The following is a 20,535-nucleotide window of genomic DNA, read 5'->3' as shown; positions in this document are numbered from 1 at the left end:
CAAAGCGTCCATCAAACTGTCGAACAAAGGCAGCAGGCGGCCTTTGGTGTAATCGATTTCATTCATTCTGACGGTATCCGTTTCATTTCCCGGTGGCACGTGGACTCAAGTGGTCTCATCGTTTTGTGCCAGCAGCTCAACAAAGGCCGGGGGCGCCTTTCCACTCTTGTCCTCTCCGAAGTAGATGGTGTGGTGAGGGAACGGTATCTCGATACCTTTGGCATCGAAGGCTTCTTTGATGCGGGCGTTGTATTCGCGTTTGACTCGCCATTGCTTGGCGGGAAGTGTTTTCAGTCGGACTTTCACGATGAGCGCCGAGTCGCCAAATTCATCCAGACCCAGCACCTCCAAGGGTTCCAAAATATCGTTTTGGAACTCCGGATCCTGGCAAAGCCCCTCGGCGACCTCCTTCAGGGTTGCGATCACCTCGTTGAGATCTTCACGATAGGCGACGCCGACATCCAGCAAAGCAAAGGCAAATTCCCGGGTGAGGTTTTTAATGCTGGTGACTTCGCCAAACGGGATGACATGCACCGTTCCGCCCAAGTCACGGAGTGTGACCGTGCGGATGGACATAGACTCCACCACACCGGCGTGCCCGTTGCCGACGTCCACGATGTCGTCCACGGCGATGCCGTCTTCCAGCAGAATAAAAACGCCGTTGATGATGTCCTTGACCAGCGTCTGAGCGCCGAAACCCACCGCCAAGCCCAAGACACCGGCTGCGGCCAGGAGTGGGGCGATGTTGATCCCCAGTTCGGAGAGCGAGATCAATACCACCAGGCCGATGAGAACCACCCGAATCACATGCCGAAACAGCGGCAACAAGGTGGCGATACGGACCCGGTCGCGGCGCGTTTTGTATACGGCATCACCGTTCTCTTCCAACGCCCGTTCAATAAAGACATTGACGATCTCCCAGATGATCTGGGCGACGATAATCAGCACGCCGATGGTGATCAGCCGAGCGATGACGACCTGGCCTGAATCGGAGGAGAGCCATCCGATCAGACCGGTTCCCCAGGCATCCAGAATGATTACGACGGCGACGGCACCGATGAAGGTGTGTATCAGTCGCTTTCCGGCCGGGATGTAGCGGTTGACTCGGCTCTCTAAGAGGGGATAGCGAGCCCGCAGATCATCGTTAAGTTGGATTCCGCGGTCGATGATCCGGTCGGCAACGATGACCACCAGGCGGGCGATTGCGGGCACCACGATGGTGATGATCGCGGCGCGGGTCAGAAACAGGAAGCCGCCCTCGATTTGCAACATCCACACGACGAACACGAGGATTACGTAGATCAGGGCAACGACGTGCCAGGTAGCGGCCAACCGATTGCGGACGATTTGCATGGTGTCATGCGTTTCGGAATCGCCCCGAATCCACGCGCTGACCGGTTCCCGGTTTTGCAGGATCAACACCACAGCCATGGCGGTGAGAATCAGGCCGACGACGCTCTGCATCAGCAGCCCGACGTTTTCCGGCAGGGTCAACAAAGCGGCGACCTTGATGGCCGTGAAACCATAGATGGCCACAAAAGCCATACGGCGAATCCAAATGCAGACGTACTGAGCACCTTCGTTGTTGAGGGGCACGAGTCGCAGATGCTCGACGTCCGGCTCCGCGATGGCGCGCCCCAAGCGGGTGACGACGCCAGCCAGGAGATAAGCATTGACCAGCAGCAGAATAATCACACCCATTCGCTGTGAAGGCCCGGTCAGCGATAAGAGCCCATATGCCACGCCACCGAATGCGGCAACGGGTATCAGTCGAAGGCCCAGGCGGCCGATGATGGGAATCACCAAGCCGGTAAACCATGGTGTCGTTGGCCGGGATTCCAGCCGGTGAATCGGGCCGATCACCATGCGAAATAAAATACCTTGGATGACCCAACCTGCCAGCAAAACACCCAGAATCAGGCCCACCGACCGTGCCCACTGGCGCAGTGTGCGCGGGTCTTGTGCTTTTTCCCATGCGGTCATTAACGCGCCCGGGATGGTTCCGATTAAATTGAACGTGTCGGCGATGCGCTCCGACCAGTCGGCGATGCGGTCCCAAAGCTGGCCGACTCGTGGCGAGGCCGATAGTCCACCGAAAAACATCTGCGGCAGTGCCGCCAAGTCCGGCTGACTTTCTTCTTCCGCCGCCAACAACACCTCGAGTTGCGAGATCAGCGCTTCTCGCTTATCGGGATCTTGGAGCGTATCGATGAGGCCACTGACTTGTTCGGGACTGGGCTGCGAGGGTTCAGATTCGGCTGCCTGGATCGGGAACGCCAGCCAATACAATAGGATGGCGATGGCAGTGGTTGCTCGAAGGAACGTGGATCGTTTCAATCTGTCCATGGCGTATCTCTGCTCGAACCGGGTTGTGTGGCCGCATCGTCTAGCGGAAAGGCGGTTCCGTCACGATCACGCTTGATTGTGCCTAGTTGATACCGTTCGGTAAACCGCCGGTTTGATGACGCTTTTGTGATCACACTCGATGGATTTTGCGCGTTTTTGACGGCGGGACGAAGCCGATGGCAGTATCGCCATCCTTGGCCGTCGCGTATCGGGTCGCTTTTCTCATCTGGTGCACGGTCGGCTTTTCCCGTTCCATGATCTCGCCCGGTATGAGGAGTTAATCAGGTGCGTTTAGTATCCGTCTTCGGCTTGGGGGTGATGTTGTTTTGCGGTTGCCTAGGCGCGGCGGAACTGGAAACGGGTCCGGTCGCAACGTCCACCCCCAACCCGGCGGTTGATCCGAGCGATGATCAGCTGCGGACTGCGCCGCGGGCGGTTGCTCCCGAAACGGGCGATGCCCCGGTGGTCACCTATCCGTCCATATTAGCCGCTCAGTGGGATTTGGATCAGGCCCATGAGCAAGATCCGTTCGTGCTTCGGCCCTATCGGGCCAACTACGTATTGCCGTTCACCTACAATGCCCGTCCCAACGAAGCGCCGATAGCCGCGGTCGATCCCGACGTCGAGCTCGATCGTTTCGAAGTGAAATTCCAAGTCAGCTTAAAGGCGAAGGTCTGGGACGACGCATTCGGCGACAATGGCGATGTGTGGGTGGCTTATACCCAGGTGTCCTATTGGCAGGCTTACGACTTCGATGATTCATCGCCGTTTCGCGAATCCAATTACGAGCCTGAGTTGTTATTGACGTTTCGAACCGACTATCAGTTTATGGGCTTTCGGGCGCGCTTGCTGGGTTTGAGTTTAAACCACCAATCAAACGGCCGCAGCGAGCCCTTGTCGCGAAGCTGGAACCGGATTTACGCGCTGGTAGGCATTGAACGGAACAACTTTGGATTGATTTTCAAGCCGTGGTATCGCCTTGCGGTGGATGTCGAAGCCGACGATAACCCGGACATCGAGGACTACCTCGGTAACGGCGAAATCTGGGCTTACTATCGTTGGCAGGATCATGTGTTCGGGCTCATGGTAAGAAACAATCTGGAATCCGAGGATAACCGTGGCGCGGTGCAGTTGGATTGGGCGTTTCCCATTCGGGGGCGGTTGCGTGGCTATGTTCAGTATTTCAACGGTTACGGCGAAAGCCTGCTCGACTATGACGAGTCTGTCCACCGTATCGGCGTCGGGGCGGCGTTTGTAGACTGGTTGTGACTAGACTAAATCGGCTTGGTCAACTGGATTCTCCGGCACGTGGCGGTTGGGTAATCCGGAGTGCATCAGAACGGCATGCCCAGGACGATGCGCAATGCGCTGAAGTCGTCACCGAAACGCACGCCGATCCCGACGCGGGGCATGTCGATGAACCACAGTCTGAGCACGCGGCGGGTTCCGATGGTGGTTCCGACTTCCCATAGGGTGTCGACGGTTACCGGATCGAGCGACGTGCGAACCAGTTCCAGGTCGCCCAGATAGACGTAGTTGGCCAGATAGACATTGGCCGCCCATCGCCGTTTGCCGACCCGAACATACCAGGGGAGGTCCCAAGCCAAGCCCGTTTCGAACGCACCGAAGTTGTCCACCGCGCCCGAGTCGACCCCGCGGTTACCGGCAAAGTAAAGGGCATTGCCGTACGTCCAATCTTGCCTTCGCCAGCGAAAACGGTATTGGTGTCGAGCGCCCAAGCCGTAGAGGTAGGCGTCTTCTCCTCCAGATAAGTTTCGCGCCAGCCCGAAATCGACAAATGGTTTAATCTCCCAGCCGGGCAGTGCGGTGTAGACGGCTTCTAACCCCGGCACGAAGGTGACCGTGGCGACATCGTCGGGGAGCCCTTCGTCGATCAGATCTTCCGCTTTGAAATCAAAAAATCCTAACGTGAGCGGCAAACGCAATTTGTAACCCAACCGGTCCGGCGTTTCCTCGCGCAGATTGACGGCAATGGGCAGGCGATAGACTTGTACTGCGCGTCCGGCAACGCTATAGATGCCCGTACCCAAATAATTGGCGAAGGCATAGTTGGCCAGTTCGTCGGCACCCGGATTGTCGCCGCTCCGAGCCGGGTGGCTGGCGAGTGTCAACAGGCAGATCACCAACAGAGTGATCAGGGGTTGGATTGGGGTGTGCATCCGATAGTGGCGTTGAGGCCGTCCCCGGCTTGCGTGGGGCCGGTGACCGGCCCGCACGATTCGGGCTAAAGGACCGTTTCAAATCCCTCAAACTTTGGCGGTCCGAGATATATCTCCTTGGCCGACCCGGCTGAACGATGCGCTTTCCGGAACGCCTCCGAGCGCGTCCAGTTTTCGAACGCTTCCCGCGAATCCCAGGTCGAATGGGAGGCAAACAACGTGTGATCCTCTTCCGAGGGTCCGCGCAGCAAATGGAATTCGCGAAAACCCGGGACGGTATCGAGGTAGGTTTCGCGCTCCCGCCAAACCTGCACGAATGCCTCCTCCTGGCCGGGCACGATTTTGAACCGATTCATGGCGATATACATCTGATTGAAAGACCTCTGGTTGTGACCGACCGCCGCTTGCTTGTCGGCATATGTTCAATCCACCGACCGGCTAGCGCGCGATTTTGGTGAATTTGGACCCCTCGAGTGTCAAGTTATACATCAAACCTTTGTTGCCGAAGACGAATCCGATCACCGGATCTTTAATGGTGGCGGTGCTGATATCTTCCCCGGCACCCCATTCAGCGATGGCAATGGAGCCATCCACACCGGCTCGCCAACCCTCGCTGTTGCGGAAATCCCGAAGTGCGGCGTCGCTCAGAAAAACGATGATGAGGGTCTTGGTTTGCGCGCCCAACTGAAACCCGATAGACGCCGAGGCGGTGTTGTAATAGTCGACGGTTTTGCCGTCGACTCGCAAGGCGCCTTCGCCATATTCGCCGCCAACGCCCATGCCGGCTTTGATAACTTTCGGAAACACCAAAACGCCCTTGGCGCGTTTGAGAAATTCGCCGCCACCCAAGACGGTTTCATCAAATCGAACCAGGGCGGCGTCCACGCCAATGTCGATTTCCTCAGCCGAGGCGGCATAAGCGGGCGACGGAAGACCGAAGCCGCCCACCACGATCGCCACGGCAAACCCGATCTGTCGAAGCCAGGATTCACGCTGCATTCGAAACACTCCTTACTGGTTGTCCAGTTCTACCGCTTCGTGCAGTTGTTCGAGGATGTCGGGCACGGCACTGATCACCCGCTCCCAACTGGGCATGAACGGCGTTTCCATAGGGTTGGCCATGAACGATTCGCCGGCGCGCATGATGTTTTGGGCAAACAATTCAATCGCTTGCTCTTCAGCGTGTCGATCCATGGTCAAGCCATTGATCACGGCGTCGGCGGCATAGTGTTCCAGCATATCCAAGGCAGTTCGATAGTAGGTGGCCTTGATGGTGCGGAAGGTTCCCTCACTGAAAACAATGCCGTGCGTGGCCAGTTTCCGGTAAATGGCTTTGGCAATGTCCGTGCTCATTTTGGACAGCCCGGCCTGAGCATCCTGGGGTGAGAGCGATTGGTGTTTGTGGTCGTAACTGTCGGCGATTTCAACCTGACAGATCCGGCGTGTGGAGTAGTTGCGGTAAACCTCCGACAGCACCCCGATTTCCAAGCCCCAGTCGCTGGGAATACGAATGTGCCGAACCACATCGGTGCGGGTGGCAAACTCGCCGGCCAACGCGTAGCGGAAACTGGAAAGGTACTCCAGGTAATGGGCCGGGCCGATCACTTTATCCATGGCCGCCAGCAGGGGGGCGACCAGCAAGCGATTGACCCGCCCGTGTAGCCGGCCGTTAGAGACCCGGTAGTAGTAGCCTTTGCAAAAATGATAATCCATGTTCGGGTTGGCAACCGGATAGAGCAGGCGTGCCAGCATGTCCCGGTTGTAAGTGAGAATATCGCAATCGTGGAGCGCGATCGCTTCGCCACGCTTGGATGCCAAGGCATAACCGTAGCAGTACCACACGTTTCGCCCTTTGCCCGGGGCGGAGGGCGCGAGGCCGTGAGACTCCAACAGACTATCCAGCGCCCGCAGGCGGGGGCCGTCCTGCCACAGAATTCTCACGTGCTGGGGCAGCTTTCCGAAATATTGACGCGCATGGCGGAACTGGTCTTCGTTCGCCCGGTCCAGGCCAATGACGATCTCGTTGAGGTAGGGCACCTGGCTGAGTTCATCGATAATGTGCTGGAGGGCAGGGCCTTCCAGCTCGGAGTAAAGCGAGGGCAGGATCAACGACATGGGGCGCTGTTGCGAAAAATCGCACAGCTCCTGTTCCAAATCGGCGGTCGGCCGATCCGTCAGGCGGTGCAGCGTGGTGATGATACGACCTTGGTGAAAATCTCCCATATCAAGCTCCGAAACGGTCCAGTAGTGGGTTCATCGCCTGGTTCCAGCCCGTCGGGCCGGGTGCCGACGGATAGATCACCTCCCGGGCACCGGGTTTTAACTGGGTGCCGTTGGCTGCGGGGATAACCACCGCGATATCTGCGACATCCAGCATGGCCGAGTCATTCGGGGAATCGCCCAGAGCGACGGTGATGATCTCTTTGTCCGGTTCGCTCTCGCGGTATCGGGCCGTGAGTTTTTCCATGGCGATGGCTTTGTCGGTATCGCCCATCACGTGCAGAAATCGGCCGCCTTGGACCAGGCGTAGATGTTGCGCTTCGATTAGCGCGGTGAAACGCACTCGAGCGGCTTGTGAGTCTTCCCATACGAGAGGTTCGGAACACAGCCGATCCTTGGCCTTGGCGGCCTCATCCAGCGAAAGGCCGGTCAACTCCGCGACCTCGCTGGTAGTCATATCGCTCATTCCTCTGAAGCGAAACCCTTCGTCGGCGCGAAGGGACTGCAACACACGACGAATCGTTTCGTGATCGGCGCCAAGCGTTTCGATGACATACGGCCGGGAAGCGTCGGGGCACATGCCGGGCGGGCTCACGATGGCGCCCCCGTTTTCGACGATGAACGGATCGGTGTTTTGCAGCGCCGAACGGATGCTGACGATCTCCGCCAAGGTCTTACTGGAGTTGATGATAAGCGGGAATCCGGCGGCGCGGATGCGCTCCAGGGCCGCGCGCGCGGGTTCAAAGCTATAGTCATGGTGATCCAGCAAGGTGCCGTCCAAATCGGTAAAAATGATGAGTTTGATCACGCGTGTTATGGATTGTGTTGAGGGGGTGATTAATCCGGGGTTAACCCGTCGATTGTGCGGTTTTTGCCGTGACGGTTTCAATCCGGTGGTCTCTATTTAACTGCAACACCAAATCGGCCCGCGTGGGAATTTCATCGAGCATGTATCGGGTCAGGCGTTCGTAATGCATGATGAAACGGCGCAGTTCGGGCTCGCTCATGCGTCGGCTTAGGGCTTGTTCCTGCTGGCGCCGCCAACGAAAGATGCTCTCGAAATCCGGCACCCGAAGCATCACCAGCGCATCCAGTTCGGCGAAAAGCTCAGCGTATTCTCCGGCCAGCGCGCGATTCACTTCGCGGCGCCAAACCGTGTCGGGGTCTTCGGCGGCCTCCAGCGCATTCACCGGATCGATCAAGGCATCTTCCGGTTGGGGTCGCGCGCCCACGCACCAGCCCTCGAACAGCACGATGTCGGCGTTGCCTGTTACCACGGGCCAGGAATCCGGTTCGGCTCGATCATCTTGGGCCTTGTCGAATCGCGGGATGGACAGCGGTTCGGGGAGTGTCCCGGCGCGCAAGGCGCGCAAGGTGGCGAGGCCCAATGGCACATCGTGCGTCCCTGGAACGCCACGCGTTTGAAACAATGGATGGACATCCTGGGCCATCTGCCGCCGAGTTTGTTTCGTTTTGTAAATGTCGTCGATGGACAGGCAAACAACCCGTCGGTTGAACCCGATGGAGAGGGTGAGCCGGAGTAGCTCGCAGAGGGTCGACTTTCCCGACCCTTGTGCGCCGTTGACACCGACGATCAGGGTGTCTTGTCGCAGCTGACGCCGTTGGTCGATCCAGGCCGCCAGCGGCAAATAGACATCGGCGAGTTGATCGACGAGTTGTGAGGCCAGATTCAGGCTGCGGAGGTGATCGATAAAGGGGGAACGAATGTGTTCAATCAGCGCATCACGCCGGGCTGTGGTGAGCGGGTCGATGTCCGGCGGCCAAAGAACGTGGGTGTTGATGGGCTGGCCTCCGGGAAGTTGATTGATCGCTGCCACTAGCATACCGCGCCTGCGTGGACCTGCAATACGCAGGTCGCAGTATTGGCGTATTGAAGCGCAATTTTGCGGGTGACGGCTCTTAGCGGAACTGGTAATAATAGGCCGCGCCTGATTCTTGGGGGCCGATTTTCGAGACGACAGCCGCGGGCGGGCATGCTTCATCTACCGGCCTGTCGGTTGTTTCACGCCAGAGCGTTGCGAGCCGTTGCCCGTCCAACGGTGTCCGCCCGGCGGTCGGCATTGGGGATGATTGGGATTTCTCTTCATTAAACGGTATGTCGCACAGTCCACATTTTGATCGTCGGAAGATCATCGGGTCCACCCTGGCGGCGGGGGTTGTGTTGTTGTCGTTGTTTCTCATCTGGCGCTGGACACCGCTGGCCGACCGCCTGAGCGTCGATCAACTCATCATTTGGGCCCAGCTCGTTAAACAGAGCCCGTTTGCGTTTTTGCTGGTGGTGTTGATTTACGTGCTGGGTTGCATTGTGGTTTTTCCCCTGAGCTTGCTCATCATCGCCACCGCGGTGGCTTTCGGGTTTTGGAAAGGCGTTGCATTCGCTTACGCGGGATCGCTGGTGGGAGCGGCAGTTAACTACGAAATGGGACGCTATCTGGGCTACGACACCATGCGCGCTTTCACGGGTACACGCCTGGACCGGGTCAATCGGTTTCTCTCCCATCGCGGCGTGCTCACGATGGTGATCGTGGATATCTTTCCGGTGGCACCTTTCAGTTTGACCAACATGGCTGCGGGTGCCTCGCACATGAGTTTTCGGGATTACATGGTCGGCAGCGCCATCGGTTTGATCCCCGGGATTTTGTTGATTGCGCTGTTTGGCGGCCGTCTGCAATCGTTTATGCGGGAGCCAAACTGGTGGGACGTGGCCGGTATGGTGGCCGTTGTGGGTGTCGTGATCGGTGCGTTGCTGATGATGCGTCAACGAATCGCGCGCCTGGCTGATCGTTGGGAGCGCGAGGCACAAGACGATTCCATCGACTATCGTTGAACGGTGGCCGGTTGATCTGGGTCAGGCTTCGCCCCAACGCGTCGGGAGAATATGGCGCTATCGGTCGCCACGGCGAATTCGCCCTGACGGCTCAAGCAAGCGCAAGGTCGCGATCAGAGGGTAGCCTATGAGTATTGCATCCTATCTTTCCGAACAACCGTATTTTTCCGGGCTTAACGAGCACCAACGAGAGCAGTTGCAGGCATGCGCCGGAGAGCGGGCGTTCACCGAGGGCGAATACCTGCTCCGCCAGGGTGACGAGGCCGATGCCTTTTACTTGATCATCAAAGGGCGGGTGGAAATCAAAACACCGGCGACGGAAGTGGCGATGGCCCCGATCGAAACCCTGAGCGCGGGCGACAGCCTGGGTTGGTCGTGGTTTATTCCACCGTATCGATGGCACTTTGACGCCGTGGCGCGTGAGGCCGTGTGGGCCATTCGAATGGATGCCAAATGTCTGCGTGAGTTGATGGAGAGTGATTATCAGGTGGGTTATAACATTCTGTCTGAGCTGGTTCGGGTCATGGCTCACCGAATTGAATCCTCCCGACTCCGTATCGTCGACATCTACGGACATGCCCGGGCAGAATAACCTTTGATTGCAGCCGATTCGGAGATCCAACGGTGAACTCAGCCGTCTATCGAGTGGTAAAACGGCGCGAGGAGACGGGCACGGGCGATGTGGTGAGCCTGCGTTTGCGGCCGGCGCCGGGCGTCTCGCCCATCGGCATCGAACCGGGGCAGTTTAACCTGCTCAGCCTCAACGACGGGGTGGAAATCCCGGCCGTGCTGAGCGGGCGAGAAGATGATGGCGTGCTGATGCATACCATTCGCGCTGAAGATGAGTCTCACCGTGCGCTGATCCGGCTGGCGGAAGGCGACGAGCTGCAGATCCGCGGTCCTTTCGGATCGGCTTGGCCTTTGGACCGCGCGCGAGGCAAATCGGTGGTGTTGGTCGCCGGCGGGCTGGGGATTAGTGCGTTAAGGCCATTGATCGTCGAGATTTATCGGAATCATCAAGCGTATCGTGGCCTTCATTTACTCTATGGCATGCGGCACCCGGAGGACATCCTGTACCGGGATGAAATTATCGCTTGGGAGCGGCGTCCTTTTATGGATGTCCAAATCACGGTGGATTTCGGTGGGCCGAGTTGGCGAGGCCACGTCGGCGTGGTCAATCACTTGATCAGAAAACTTCGTTTGTCGGGATCGGACACGGTGGCGTTTATCTGTGGACCCGAGTTGATGATGCGCTACGCTGTGTTGGCCCTGAAGGCCCAGGATCTGCCCGATGACCAACTGCTGCTCTCGTTTGCCCGCACGTTCCCGCATGTTCAGGGGCTGCCGCAGCCATGTCCTTTGGGTCCTGATATCGACTGTCGTCAAGGTCCCGTATTCCGTTTTGATCAGATTCAATCCTGGATGCGGCAACGCGACCGGCCGAATTGAACGTCGATCCGGTCAACCGCCGGGCGTTGTCCAAACCGATTGGCGCTGTCAATATCGCTTGTCCCGACCTTCGGATAGCGCTATTTTCTTGAAATGCCTGCGATGCGGCATAACGCTGCTTAGGGGAACCAGCGATGGGTTCCGATTCAATTTACGCGACAAGTCCTGATCAACTATCCGTCCGATTGTGTTTGCGGATTGGTGGATTGGTTCAAGGCGTCGGTTTCCGTCCCTTTGTGCATCGCCTTGCCCACCGGCTGGAGCTCGCGGGCTGGGTGCAAAACGCGAGCGATGGTGTCTGCATCGAAATCGAAGGGGCTCTTCAGCAGATCGATCAATTCCTCCGAGCGCTGCAACGAGATTTGCCGCCCATGGCGCGGATCGATCGGCTGGAGCGCCAAAACCTTCCCTTAACCGGCGAGCTCGGTTTCACCATTCGCGATAGCGATGCCTCCGGTGAGCGGCGTGTTGGGGTTTTACCCGATCTGGCGACGTGCCCCGACTGCTTGGCTGAGATCACGGATCCGAGCAACCGCCGATACCAGTATCCGTTCACCAACTGCACCCATTGCGGTCCGCGCTTATCCATCATTCACCGCCTGCCGTACGACCGCGGAAATACCAGCATGGAGCGCTTTTCCATGTGTGCCGCGTGCGATGCGGAATACCATGATCCGCAAGATCGTCGTTTTCACGCCCAGCCCAATGCGTGTCCTGATTGCGGCCCCCAACTGGCGCTGTGGGATACCAGCGGAAATTCCTTGGCGACGCGACATTCCGCCTTGCTTCAGGCCTGCGACTGGGTGAGCCGGGGCGGTATCGTGGCCGTGAAAGGCTTGGGCGGGTTTCATCTCATGGTCGATGCCCGTAACGATTTGGCGGTGGGGCGCCTGCGCGAGCGAAAGCGGCGTCCGGCCAAACCCTTGGCGGTGATGTTTCCCGATCTCGAGTCTGCTCGCGCGACCTGTCGAGTCGGCGAGCGGGAGGCGGTGTTATTGACGTCTCCGCAAGCGCCGATCGTGATTCTCAGTCGCCTTTCGAGTGGCGATCCACTGGCAGAGGGCGTTGCACCCGGCAACCCGGAAATCGGCGCGATGCTGCCTTACACGCCGCTTCATCATCTGATGATGCAAGAGCTCGGGTTTCCGCTGGTGGCCACCAGCGGAAATCTCTCCGGCGAGCCGATCTGCATCGACGAGGCTGAAGCGATATCGCGTCTGGGGCAAGTGGCTGATCGATTCCTGGTACATGATCGTCCCATACGCCGGCCAATCGAAGACTCGGTATTACGGGTGGTGATGGGGGCGCCGATGATGCTCCGCGGTGCGCGGGGTTTTGCCCCGATCTCGTTACCGCTGACACCGACCCAGGGCAAAGGGCCGAAGGTTCTGGCCATGGGGGGGCATCTCAAGAACACCATCGCGTTGACTTTGGACGGGCAGGCGATTGTGGGGCAGCATGTCGGTGATCTGACCAGCACGCTGGCGGATGAGGCATTCCGCGATAATTTGGACGGTCTACGGGCGTTGTATGACATCCGCGTCGAGCGCGTGGCGTGCGATAAGCATCCGGACTATCGCTCGTCCGAGTATGGCCGTCGCTATGCCCGTCCCCGCCATTTACCGCTGATTTCCGTACAGCACCACCATGCCCACGTGGCGGCTTGTTTGGCTGAGCACGGGTTAACCGGATCGGTACTTGGGGTTTGCTGGGACGGCACGGGGCTGGGTGAGGATGGTCGACTGTGGGGCGGCGAGTTTCTGTGTGCCAACCGGATCGAATCCCGGCGCGTCGGTCATTTGCGGGCGTTTCGTTTGCCGGGCGGCGAGGTGTCCGCGCGTGAACCCCGACGGGTCGCCGCCGGGCTGTTGGCCGAGTGTTATCCCGACCGTTTTCGCGCTCTGGATTTGCCGTTTTTTCAGTATTTTCCCGAGCACCAGCGCGTCGTGTTGGCGCAAATGTTGGATCGCGGTTTGAATTGCCCCTGGACCACCAGCGTCGGTCGCCTGTTCGATGCCGTCGCCAGTCTGGGCGGTTTGTCCCAGGTGACCAGTTTCGAGGGTGAGGCGGCGACCGCCTTGCAGTATGCCGCCACCGGTTATGAGGAGGTGGCGGCTTATCCGTTGCCGACGATGCAGCAGACCGACACCGCGCCGTGGGTCGCGAATTGGGCGCCGCTGGTGGATCAGTTGATGCAGGATGTGGATTCCGGCCGGCCGATCGGTGAAATCGCGGCCGCTTTTCACAAGGCTTTGGCGGAGCTGGTGGTCGAAGGGGCAAAAATGATGGCGATGGATCGGGTGGTGCTAACCGGCGGCTGTTTTCAGAACGCGTTGCTGTTGCGGATGACGGCCGAGCGGCTGCGCAGGGCCGGTATGGGTGTTTGGTGGCCGCAACGCGTCCCGCCAAACGATGGCGGTCTTTCTTTGGGGCAGGCGACGGTCGCTCACGCCCGGGCGCTGGTAGGAGATTAGCCCATGTGTCTGGCAGTTCCCGGCCGTTTGGCGGAAATCATGAGTGACGATCCCGTTTTTCGGGAAGGTCGAGTCGATTTCGGCGGTGTACAGCGTTCTGTCTCCTTGGCCTGTGTGCCGGAAGCGGAGGTGGGCCACTATGTGTTGGTCCACGCTGGATTAGCCATTGGCGTGATCGATGAATCCGAAGCGCAGCAAATCCTGGCCGATCTTGCGCAACTGGGTGCCGCCGGGAGCGAGGGATGAGGTACGTAGACGAATTCCGGGATGGGGCGGCGGTTCGAAAACTGATCTCGGCCATCGAGCGTGTCGTGACCCGGCCTTGGGCCGTGATGGAAATATGCGGCGGTCAAACCCATGCCATCGTGAAATACGGTTTGGATACCTTACTGCCTCAAGCGGTGAGCCTGATTCACGGACCCGGCTGCCCGGTGTGCGTCACGCCGGTTGACGTGATTGATCGGGCGATCGATCTTGCCAGTCGACCGGGGGTGACGCTGTGTTCGTTCGGCGACATGCTCCGGGTGCCCGGCAGCCGAACAGACTTGCTGGCATGTAAGGCATCCGGTGGCGATGTCCGTATGGTCTACTCGCCGCTGGATGCTGTGGAGCTCGCGCGCAAGGAACCGAAGCGCGATGTGGTTTTTCTCGCCGTGGGATTCGAGACGACAGCCCCGGCTACCGCCGCGGCGATCGTGCGGGCTGAGGCTTGGGGTTTGGACAATTTCTTCGTGCTTCCCGCCCACGTGCGGGTGCCGCCGGCGATGGCGGCAATTCTTGGCGCACCGGACAATCGCGTGCAGGGCTTTTTGGCGGCGGGCCACGTGTGCACGGTGATGGGGTATGCCGATTATGAGCCGCTGGCAGCACAATTTCGGGTGCCGATTGTGGTGACGGGTTTCGAACCGGTGGATATTCTCCAAGGGCTCCACGCCTGTTTACGACAACTGGAATCCGGCGATTATCGCGTGGAGAATCAATATGCGCGGGTGGTGAGCCGGGCCGGCAACCCTGCTGCAAGAGCGCTCATTGAGCGTGTTTTTGAGCCTGTCTCTCAACGCTGGCGGGGCATGGGCGAATTGCCCGACAGTGGCTTGGGGCTTAATCCGAACTACCGTCGCTTCGATTCCGACACGCGATTCCCCGGATGGCAGGCGCAGAACCGCGAGAGCGATCTGTGCCTGGCCGGTGAAATCTTAAGAGGCGTTCGCAAGCCTTTCGAGTGCCCGGCTTTTGGCCGTGCCTGCACGCCGGATAAGCCGCTTGGTGCGCCGATGGTGTCCTCGGAAGGTGCCTGTGCGGCCTATTTCCGCTATCGGCACGCAGAACAATTTCCGGTGTGATATGTCGACCGAACTGATTTGCCCGATTCCCATCGAGGACTATCCCCACGTTTTGTTGGCGCACGGCGGTGGCGGTCGTCTCATGCGGCAGTTGCTGGAGCGGTTGATTGTGCCGACGCTGTGTGAACCATCCGGCGCGGGTATCCACGATGCTGCGGTATTGCCCTCACCGGCGGATCGTGTGGCGATGACCACCGACGCGTTCGTGGTGACACCGCTGTTCTTTCCGGGTGGCGATATCGGCTCGTTGGCCGTGCATGGCACCGTGAACGACTTGGCCATGGCTGGTGCCATGCCCGTGGCACTCAGTGTGTCGTTGATCCTGGAGGAAGGCCTGCCCATGGATACCTTGTGGCGGGTTTTGCAGTCCCTGCGGGCGGCAGCGGATTCGGCGGGTGTGCGGATTGTCACCGGCGATACCAAAGTGGTGGAGCGGGGTACCGGTGACGGAATTTTCATCAATACCACCGGGCTGGGTCGGGTGACCGAGGGGTTACGCATTCACCCCGATCAGATCCAGGCGGGCGACGTGTTGATCGTCAGTGGTGATGTGGGGCGACATGGCATTGCGATTATGGCCGAGCGGGAGGATTTGCGTTTTGAGACCACGGTGACCAGTGATGCCGCCTCGCTGCATGGGCTGGTTGGAACTCTGCTGGACGCTGATGTTCCGGTCCACTGCCTTCGCGATTTGACTCGCGGGGGGCTGGCCGCCGCATTGAACGAGTTGGCGCAGCAGTCACGGTTTGATCTGCAAATTGACGAAGCGGATGTACCCGTCCGTTCGGATGTCGCCGCGGCCTGCGAAATTCTGGGTTTGGACCCTTTTCATGTGGCCTGCGAGGGGCGGATGGTGATTGTCGTGCCCGCCTCGCATGTTGATCAAACCCTTGTGGCGCTCCGAAACGAGCCGCTGGGGGCGGGCGCGACTCTGGTCGGCCGGGTCACCGGACCGGGCGGGCGGGTACATCTCCGCAGTCGTATCGGTGGCTCTCGCATTTTGGACCTTCCCAGTGGTGAGCAGCTCCCCCGTATTTGCTGATTCTCGCCGCCGTTGGCCGACCTCAATCAAGTGATCGGGCCGTGCGGCGTCTTGTCACTGGCCTCATCGTTGATTAGCAACCATAATAAAAAGTATTAAGTGTGTGGTGGCTGCCGCGCTGCGGTGGTTGCCGCTCGCTGAGAGGCCAGCCTTGAAACCGATGGGTTGGTTTTTGGTAGTGGCTTAACCAACGCTTGGAGAGGGGCGCAATGCATGCTTATGATCAGGCGCTCATGGCGCGACTCACCCTCGGCATTCCTTCCACGGACCGACCTTTTGCTGTGCTTGGCGACGATCTGGGCATGTCGGAAGACGAAATCGCCTTTCGGGTCGAACGCTTGTTGCAGCAAGGTGGTATCAGCCGTTTCGGACCGTTGTATGAGTCTGCTCGTGTCGACGAGGTCAGGACTTTGGCGGCCATGTGGGTGCCGGAGTCGGAATTAGAAGAAATTGCGGAGCAACTCGCTCAATACCAGGCCGTCGTCCGCTGCTGTTCAGGTGATCGCGAATATAATCTTTGGTTTGTGCTGACTGCGGAGAAGCCTGCACACATCACCGAGGCAATTCGGGAGATCGAGCGGGTTACGGGCTATCCCGTCACCGACTTAACGGAACATGATCAGTACATCGTGCCCTTGGCGTTACCCATCTGATGGATATCCGGGGCACCATCCGACGCGGTTGAGGCGGTGCAGGCACGGCTTGCCGTGTCTGCACCGCCCGAGCGGTTCGGCGACCCATGATCAATCGTGCGGGAATACTTCCTTGTTTTTGATTGTGATCCCGCTGTCGGTCGCATCGAGCGTGTAGACGATCGGGACACCCGTGGGAATTTCCAGGCCCACTATTTCTTCGTCGGAAATGCCTTCCAAGTCTTTAGTCAGAGCCCGTAACGAATTGCCGTGAGCTGAGATCAGTAAGGTTTGATTGTCGTTCAGGCGTGGCCGGATGTGGGATTCAAAATAAGGGCGAACCCGCTCGCAGGTGTCTTTGAGACTTTCGCCGTTCGGCGGTGGTGTGTCGAAGCCCCGTCGCCATTTTTTGAACTGCTCCTCTCCGTGTTTGCTTTTCACCTCGTCTTTGTTTAGCCCCTGCAGGTCGCCGTAGTGGCGTTCTGCCAGCGCGGTGATGTGCATGTGAACCGGGAACTCACCATCGCGCGGTTGGTAGCTCTCTCGCGGTACGGTGTTGTCGGCCGGGATGAAGATGGGAGTATTCCCGGACTGGTTCTCCCGGAGCACGACCTGTAGCGTGCAGATGGCCCGCTGCAAGTGAGAGGTAAATGCCGCGTCAAAACGATAATTGGCCAGTTTGTGGCCGGCCATTTCCGCTTCTTTCCAACCGGCTTCCGTCAGGGGAACATCCACCCATCCGGTGAAGCGGTTTTGTGCGTTCCATGCCGACTGGCCATGGCGGATAAGAACCAGTGTTGCAGCCATCAATCGTTCCTCGAAGCGGTGGTTAGCGATGGCCGCATTGTAACGCGAACGGGTCCCGAGGTGCGTGAGCTCGTAGGATGGGCTGCCAAGCTAGGCCGCAGTGCGTGTCTCGGCCGGAAACCAACGGCGCGTTTGGTTGACGATACGCACCAACGCCAGCATCACCGGTACTTCCACCAGCACACCCACCACCGTGGCGAGCGCCGCGCCGGAATTCAAACCATACAGGCTGATGGCAACGGCGACCGCCAACTCGAAAAAGTTGGATGTGCCGATCAATGCCGCGGGCGCGGCGATACTGGCCGGCAGACGCCAGTATCGGCTCCAGGCGTAGGCTAAGGCGAATATGCCAAAGGTTTGCAGAACCAGCGGGATGGCGATCAAAACGATCACCACGGGTTGGGTCAGCAGCCGATGCCCTTGGAAGCCGAACAGCAGGCCAACCATGGCCACCAAGGCAACGATGGTGATCGGTTTTATTCGCTGGTTAAAGTTCTCCAGGCGACTTTCGCCGCCGCGTCTGAGTAAGGCGCTGCGGGTGAGGGATCCCGCAACCAAAGGCAGCACGACGTAGAGAATGACGGACCAGATTAGGGTTTGCCAAGGTACGAAAACGTCGGTGACGCCGAGTAATAACGCCGCGATGGGCGCGAATGCGAACACCATAATGAGATCATTCACCGCCACTTGGACCAAGGTGTAGGAGGCGTCGCCTTTTGTCAGCTGGCTCCATACGAACACCATGGCGGTACACGGTGCGACCCCCAGAAGTATCATGCCGGCGATGTACTGATCGGCATCTTCGGGGCTGACCCAACCCGCAAAGAGATATTCAAAAAACAGGACGCCAAGTGCGGCCATGGTGAACGGCTTGATCAGCCAGTTGACCACCAGCGTGACCACCAGACCCTTGGGTTTATCTCCGACATGCCGAAGCGATCGCAGGTCGACTTTGACCATCATGGGATAAATCATCGCCCAGATCAGCACGGCCACACAGATATTCACTTGGGCGATTTCGACGCTGCTGAGCATCCGAAATAGCCCTGGGAACTGGCTTCCCAGAAAGGTGCCGACCGCGATGGCGAGCGCCACCCATACTGACAAATACTGCTCGAATCGGCCCAAGGCCGGTTTGGTGGGGCAGGATGCCCCCTGATCGGCGGAGGTGACCGGCTTCATGCGGGGAGTTCTCCCTCGGCGATGGCTTCCAGCGCGTCTTTGAGCGCGGATGGAGAGAGTGTTTCGATGGGCAATGCCGTCATACGCTCCATGCGCCGGGTGAGTGTGTCAAAGGTTTCCCGAAAGGCCGCCAAACGCTGCGAATGGTCGCCTTCGACAGCGGCCGGGTCCGGAAGACCCCAGTGGATTTTGATCGGTTGCCCGCTCCAAACCGGGCATGTCTCGCCCGCGGCGTTGTCGCACACGGTGATGACGAGATCGATCGGGGGCGCGTTTTCTCCGGTGAATTCATCCCAGGATTTGCTTCGAAAACCCGCCGTTTCCATGTCTTGTTCTTCCAGGACGGACAATGCCAAGGGGTTCACTTTGCCGGTGGGGTGACTGCCGGCGCTCATGGCCAGAAAACGACCGCTCCCGATGTGGTTAAGAATGGCTTCTGAGAGGATGCTGCGGGCCGAATTGCCGGTACACAGAATCAAGACGTGAACGGGTAGGTTCATCGGGGCGCCTCGTGGGGTCGGTGCTCTGACGATGTCGGCTGGAGTGCCGGTTCGGTTCCGACGCAGGTTTCTGGTTTACCGCCACAACAGTGCGCCGTCAGATACTGTATGAGATCGTTCATGGTGCCGAACTCGGTGCGATAAACCAGGCTTCGGCCCTGGCGAGAGTAAGTGACCAGTCCCGCCTGACGCAGGCTGGCAAGATGAAATGAGAGCGTAGCATTCGGTAGCCGTAGGGCTTCGCTGATCTGTCCGGCCGGGGCTCCGGTTGGGCCGATTTCCACAAGATAACGAAAAACATCGAGCCGGTGGGTTTGTGCCAATGCCGACAGTGCCGCCAGTGCGCTTTTCTTTTCCATATTTCCAAAAATATAGAAATGTTATGCGAATAACAAGGGGTGCTCGCGCACCCCTTGTGATCTACTCACCGCAATCTATTTGGCCAAGTCGTCGAGATAGCGTTCGGCATCCAAGGCGGCCATGCAACCGGATCCCGCCGAAGTGATCGCCTGCCGGTACACGTGGTCCATGACATCGCCGGAGGCGAACACGCCGGGGATGCTGGTGGCGGTGGCGTTTCCACCCAGACCGCTACGTACCTTGATGTACCCGCCGGACATCTCCAGTTGGCCCTCGAATAGATCGGTGTTGGGGCGATGTCCGATGGCGATAAAGGCTCCTTTGACGGGCAGTTCGGTGGTCGTCTCGTCTTGGGTGTTTCGCAGTCGTATGCCGGTTACGCCACTGTCGTCCCCGAGGACTTCGTCCAGCACGTGGTTCCAGCAAATGGTGACTTTGCCTTCCTTTTCCCGTTCGAACAATTTGTCCTGCATGATTTTCTCGGCACGAAAAGCGTCGCGCCGGTGAACGACAGTGACGTGGTCGGCAATGTTGGCCAAGTACAAGGCCTCTTCGACCGCCGTGTTACCACCGCCGATGACAGCCACTGCCTGGCCGCGGTAGAAGAAGCCGTCGCAAGTGGCGCAGGCCGACACCCCTTTGCCCATAAAGGCTTCCTCGGAAGGCAGTCCCAGATATCGAGCGCTGGCCCCGGTGGCGATAATCAACGCATCACAGGTGTAGATGCCGCTGTCGCCTTCCAGCCGAAATGGCCGCGATGTGAGGTCTGCGGTGTGGATGTGATCGAAGATCACTTCGGTTTCGAATCGCTCGGCGTGGGCTTTCATCTGCTCCATCAACGCCGGGCCCTGGAGTCCTTCTTCCGCGCCAGGCCAGTTGTCGACATCCGTCGTGGTCGTGAGCTGACCGCCCATTTGAATACCCGTGATGAGGACGGGGTTGAGATTGGCACGGGCGGCATAGACCGCTGCGGTGTAACCAGCGGGTCCGGAACCCAGGATCAACAAACGGGTGTGTCTGGTTTCGCTCATGTGTGGCTCTCCTGACCGTGGGCGACGTGATGATTGTTGTGAAGCTGTCGAGGGCGCCCCCGGGGGGGGCGCGCCAGGGGGTGGAGTAAAAACGGGATAAGAGTTATTTTGTTTTGATAGA

21 protein-coding genes are annotated in these 20,535 nt (G+C 58.9%); 9 read left to right on the top strand and 12 right to left on the bottom strand.

The window, feature by feature from the left end; translation table 11 throughout:
• Positions 1–105 precede the first annotated feature (105 nt).
• A complete protein-coding gene (locus tag SVU69_12635) occupies positions 106–2,346 on the bottom strand; it encodes a mechanosensitive ion channel (GenBank protein ID MDY6943843.1) in 2,241 nt (746 codons plus the stop codon).
• A gap of 285 nt (positions 2,347–2,631) precedes the next feature.
• On the opposite strand from SVU69_12635, the gene SVU69_12630 reads away from it, so the two are divergent.
• A complete protein-coding gene (locus SVU69_12630) occupies positions 2,632–3,615 on the top strand; it encodes a phospholipase A (protein MDY6943842.1) in 984 nt (327 codons plus the stop codon).
• A gap of 65 nt (positions 3,616–3,680) precedes the next feature.
• Here the strand turns inward: SVU69_12630 and SVU69_12625 are convergent, their stop codons facing one another.
• From SVU69_12625 to SVU69_12600, 6 genes are all read right to left on the bottom strand, one after another.
• Positions 3,681–4,526: a hypothetical protein gene (locus SVU69_12625; GenBank protein MDY6943841.1), complete on the bottom strand. Its 846-nt coding sequence runs from the start codon at positions 4,524–4,526 to the stop codon at positions 3,681–3,683.
• A gap of 65 nt (positions 4,527–4,591) precedes the next feature.
• A complete protein-coding gene (locus SVU69_12620; GenBank protein ID MDY6943840.1) occupies positions 4,592–4,894 on the bottom strand; it encodes an antibiotic biosynthesis monooxygenase in 303 nt (100 codons plus the stop codon).
• Between the two features lie 70 nt (positions 4,895–4,964).
• Positions 4,965–5,525, bottom strand: a complete 561-nt coding sequence (locus tag SVU69_12615; GenBank protein MDY6943839.1) for a YSC84-related protein — start codon at positions 5,523–5,525, stop codon at positions 4,965–4,967.
• Between the two features lie 12 nt (positions 5,526–5,537).
• Positions 5,538–6,749: a glycosyl transferase gene (locus SVU69_12610; GenBank protein ID MDY6943838.1), complete on the bottom strand. Its 1,212-nt coding sequence runs from the start codon at positions 6,747–6,749 to the stop codon at positions 5,538–5,540.
• A gap of 1 nt (position 6,750) precedes the next feature.
• Entirely contained in the window at positions 6,751–7,554 is an 804-nt protein-coding gene (locus SVU69_12605; protein ID MDY6943837.1) for an HAD-IIB family hydrolase, read from the bottom strand.
• Positions 7,555–7,594: 40 nt separating this feature from the next.
• On the bottom strand, positions 7,595–8,584 hold the full coding sequence (locus SVU69_12600) for a hypothetical protein (GenBank protein MDY6943836.1): 990 nt from the start codon (positions 8,582–8,584) through the stop codon (positions 7,595–7,597).
• Between the two features lie 278 nt (positions 8,585–8,862).
• Between SVU69_12600 and SVU69_12595 the strand changes: the two genes are divergently transcribed.
• The 8 genes from SVU69_12595 (at position 8,863) to SVU69_12560 (ending at position 16,555) form a co-directional block, all read left to right on the top strand.
• Positions 8,863–9,594: a VTT domain-containing protein gene (locus tag SVU69_12595; protein MDY6943835.1), complete on the top strand. Its 732-nt coding sequence runs from the start codon at positions 8,863–8,865 to the stop codon at positions 9,592–9,594.
• 127 nt (positions 9,595–9,721) lie between these two features.
• Complete coding sequence (locus SVU69_12590) at positions 9,722–10,186, top strand: cyclic nucleotide-binding domain-containing protein (protein MDY6943834.1); 465 nt, start codon at positions 9,722–9,724, stop codon at positions 10,184–10,186.
• A gap of 32 nt (positions 10,187–10,218) precedes the next feature.
• A complete protein-coding gene (locus tag SVU69_12585; GenBank protein MDY6943833.1) occupies positions 10,219–11,043 on the top strand; it encodes an FAD/NAD(P)-binding protein in 825 nt (274 codons plus the stop codon).
• A gap of 134 nt (positions 11,044–11,177) precedes the next feature.
• On the top strand, positions 11,178–13,517 hold the full coding sequence (gene hypF / locus SVU69_12580) for a carbamoyltransferase HypF (protein ID MDY6943832.1): 2,340 nt from the start codon (positions 11,178–11,180) through the stop codon (positions 13,515–13,517).
• A gap of 3 nt (positions 13,518–13,520) precedes the next feature.
• Complete coding sequence (locus SVU69_12575; GenBank protein ID MDY6943831.1) at positions 13,521–13,763, top strand: HypC/HybG/HupF family hydrogenase formation chaperone; 243 nt, start codon at positions 13,521–13,523, stop codon at positions 13,761–13,763.
• A complete protein-coding gene (gene hypD, locus SVU69_12570; GenBank protein MDY6943830.1) occupies positions 13,760–14,860 on the top strand; it encodes a hydrogenase formation protein HypD in 1,101 nt (366 codons plus the stop codon). The genes SVU69_12575 and hypD overlap by 4 nt, the downstream gene beginning before the upstream one ends.
• A gap of 1 nt (position 14,861) precedes the next feature.
• Complete coding sequence (gene hypE / locus SVU69_12565; protein MDY6943829.1) at positions 14,862–15,902, top strand: hydrogenase expression/formation protein HypE; 1,041 nt, start codon at positions 14,862–14,864, stop codon at positions 15,900–15,902.
• Between the two features lie 209 nt (positions 15,903–16,111).
• The gene (locus SVU69_12560; protein MDY6943828.1) at positions 16,112–16,555 is read left to right on the top strand and encodes an Lrp/AsnC family transcriptional regulator; all 444 of its coding nucleotides are present in this window, start codon (positions 16,112–16,114) and stop codon (positions 16,553–16,555) included.
• 90 nt (positions 16,556–16,645) lie between these two features.
• On the opposite strand, the gene SVU69_12555 is transcribed toward SVU69_12560, so the two are convergent.
• The 5 genes from SVU69_12555 to trxB form a co-directional block, all read right to left on the bottom strand.
• Positions 16,646–17,341, bottom strand: a complete 696-nt coding sequence (locus tag SVU69_12555; protein ID MDY6943827.1) for a 2,3-diphosphoglycerate-dependent phosphoglycerate mutase — start codon at positions 17,339–17,341, stop codon at positions 16,646–16,648.
• A 90-nt stretch (positions 17,342–17,431) separates the two neighbouring features.
• Positions 17,432–18,523, bottom strand: coding sequence for an ACR3 family arsenite efflux transporter (gene arsB, locus SVU69_12550; GenBank protein ID MDY6943826.1), 1,092 nt, complete (start codon positions 18,521–18,523; stop codon positions 17,432–17,434).
• Complete coding sequence (locus tag SVU69_12545) at positions 18,520–19,023, bottom strand: arsenate reductase ArsC (protein MDY6943825.1); 504 nt, start codon at positions 19,021–19,023, stop codon at positions 18,520–18,522. Before SVU69_12545 ends, arsB begins: the two co-directional genes overlap by 4 nt.
• Positions 19,020–19,382, bottom strand: coding sequence for a metalloregulator ArsR/SmtB family transcription factor (locus SVU69_12540; protein MDY6943824.1), 363 nt, complete (start codon positions 19,380–19,382; stop codon positions 19,020–19,022). Before SVU69_12540 ends, SVU69_12545 begins: the two co-directional genes overlap by 4 nt.
• Positions 19,383–19,457: 75 nt before the next feature.
• A complete protein-coding gene (gene trxB, locus SVU69_12535; protein MDY6943823.1) occupies positions 19,458–20,414 on the bottom strand; it encodes a thioredoxin-disulfide reductase in 957 nt (318 codons plus the stop codon).
• Positions 20,415–20,535 lie beyond the last annotated feature (121 nt).

This window comes from Pseudomonadota bacterium (assembly GCA_034189865.1).
Taxonomy (GTDB): domain Bacteria; phylum Pseudomonadota; class Gammaproteobacteria; order UBA5335; family UBA5335; genus JAXHTV01.
The sequence above is the reverse complement of the archived record's forward strand: the minus strand, read 5'-3'. Positions and strand labels throughout refer to the sequence as shown.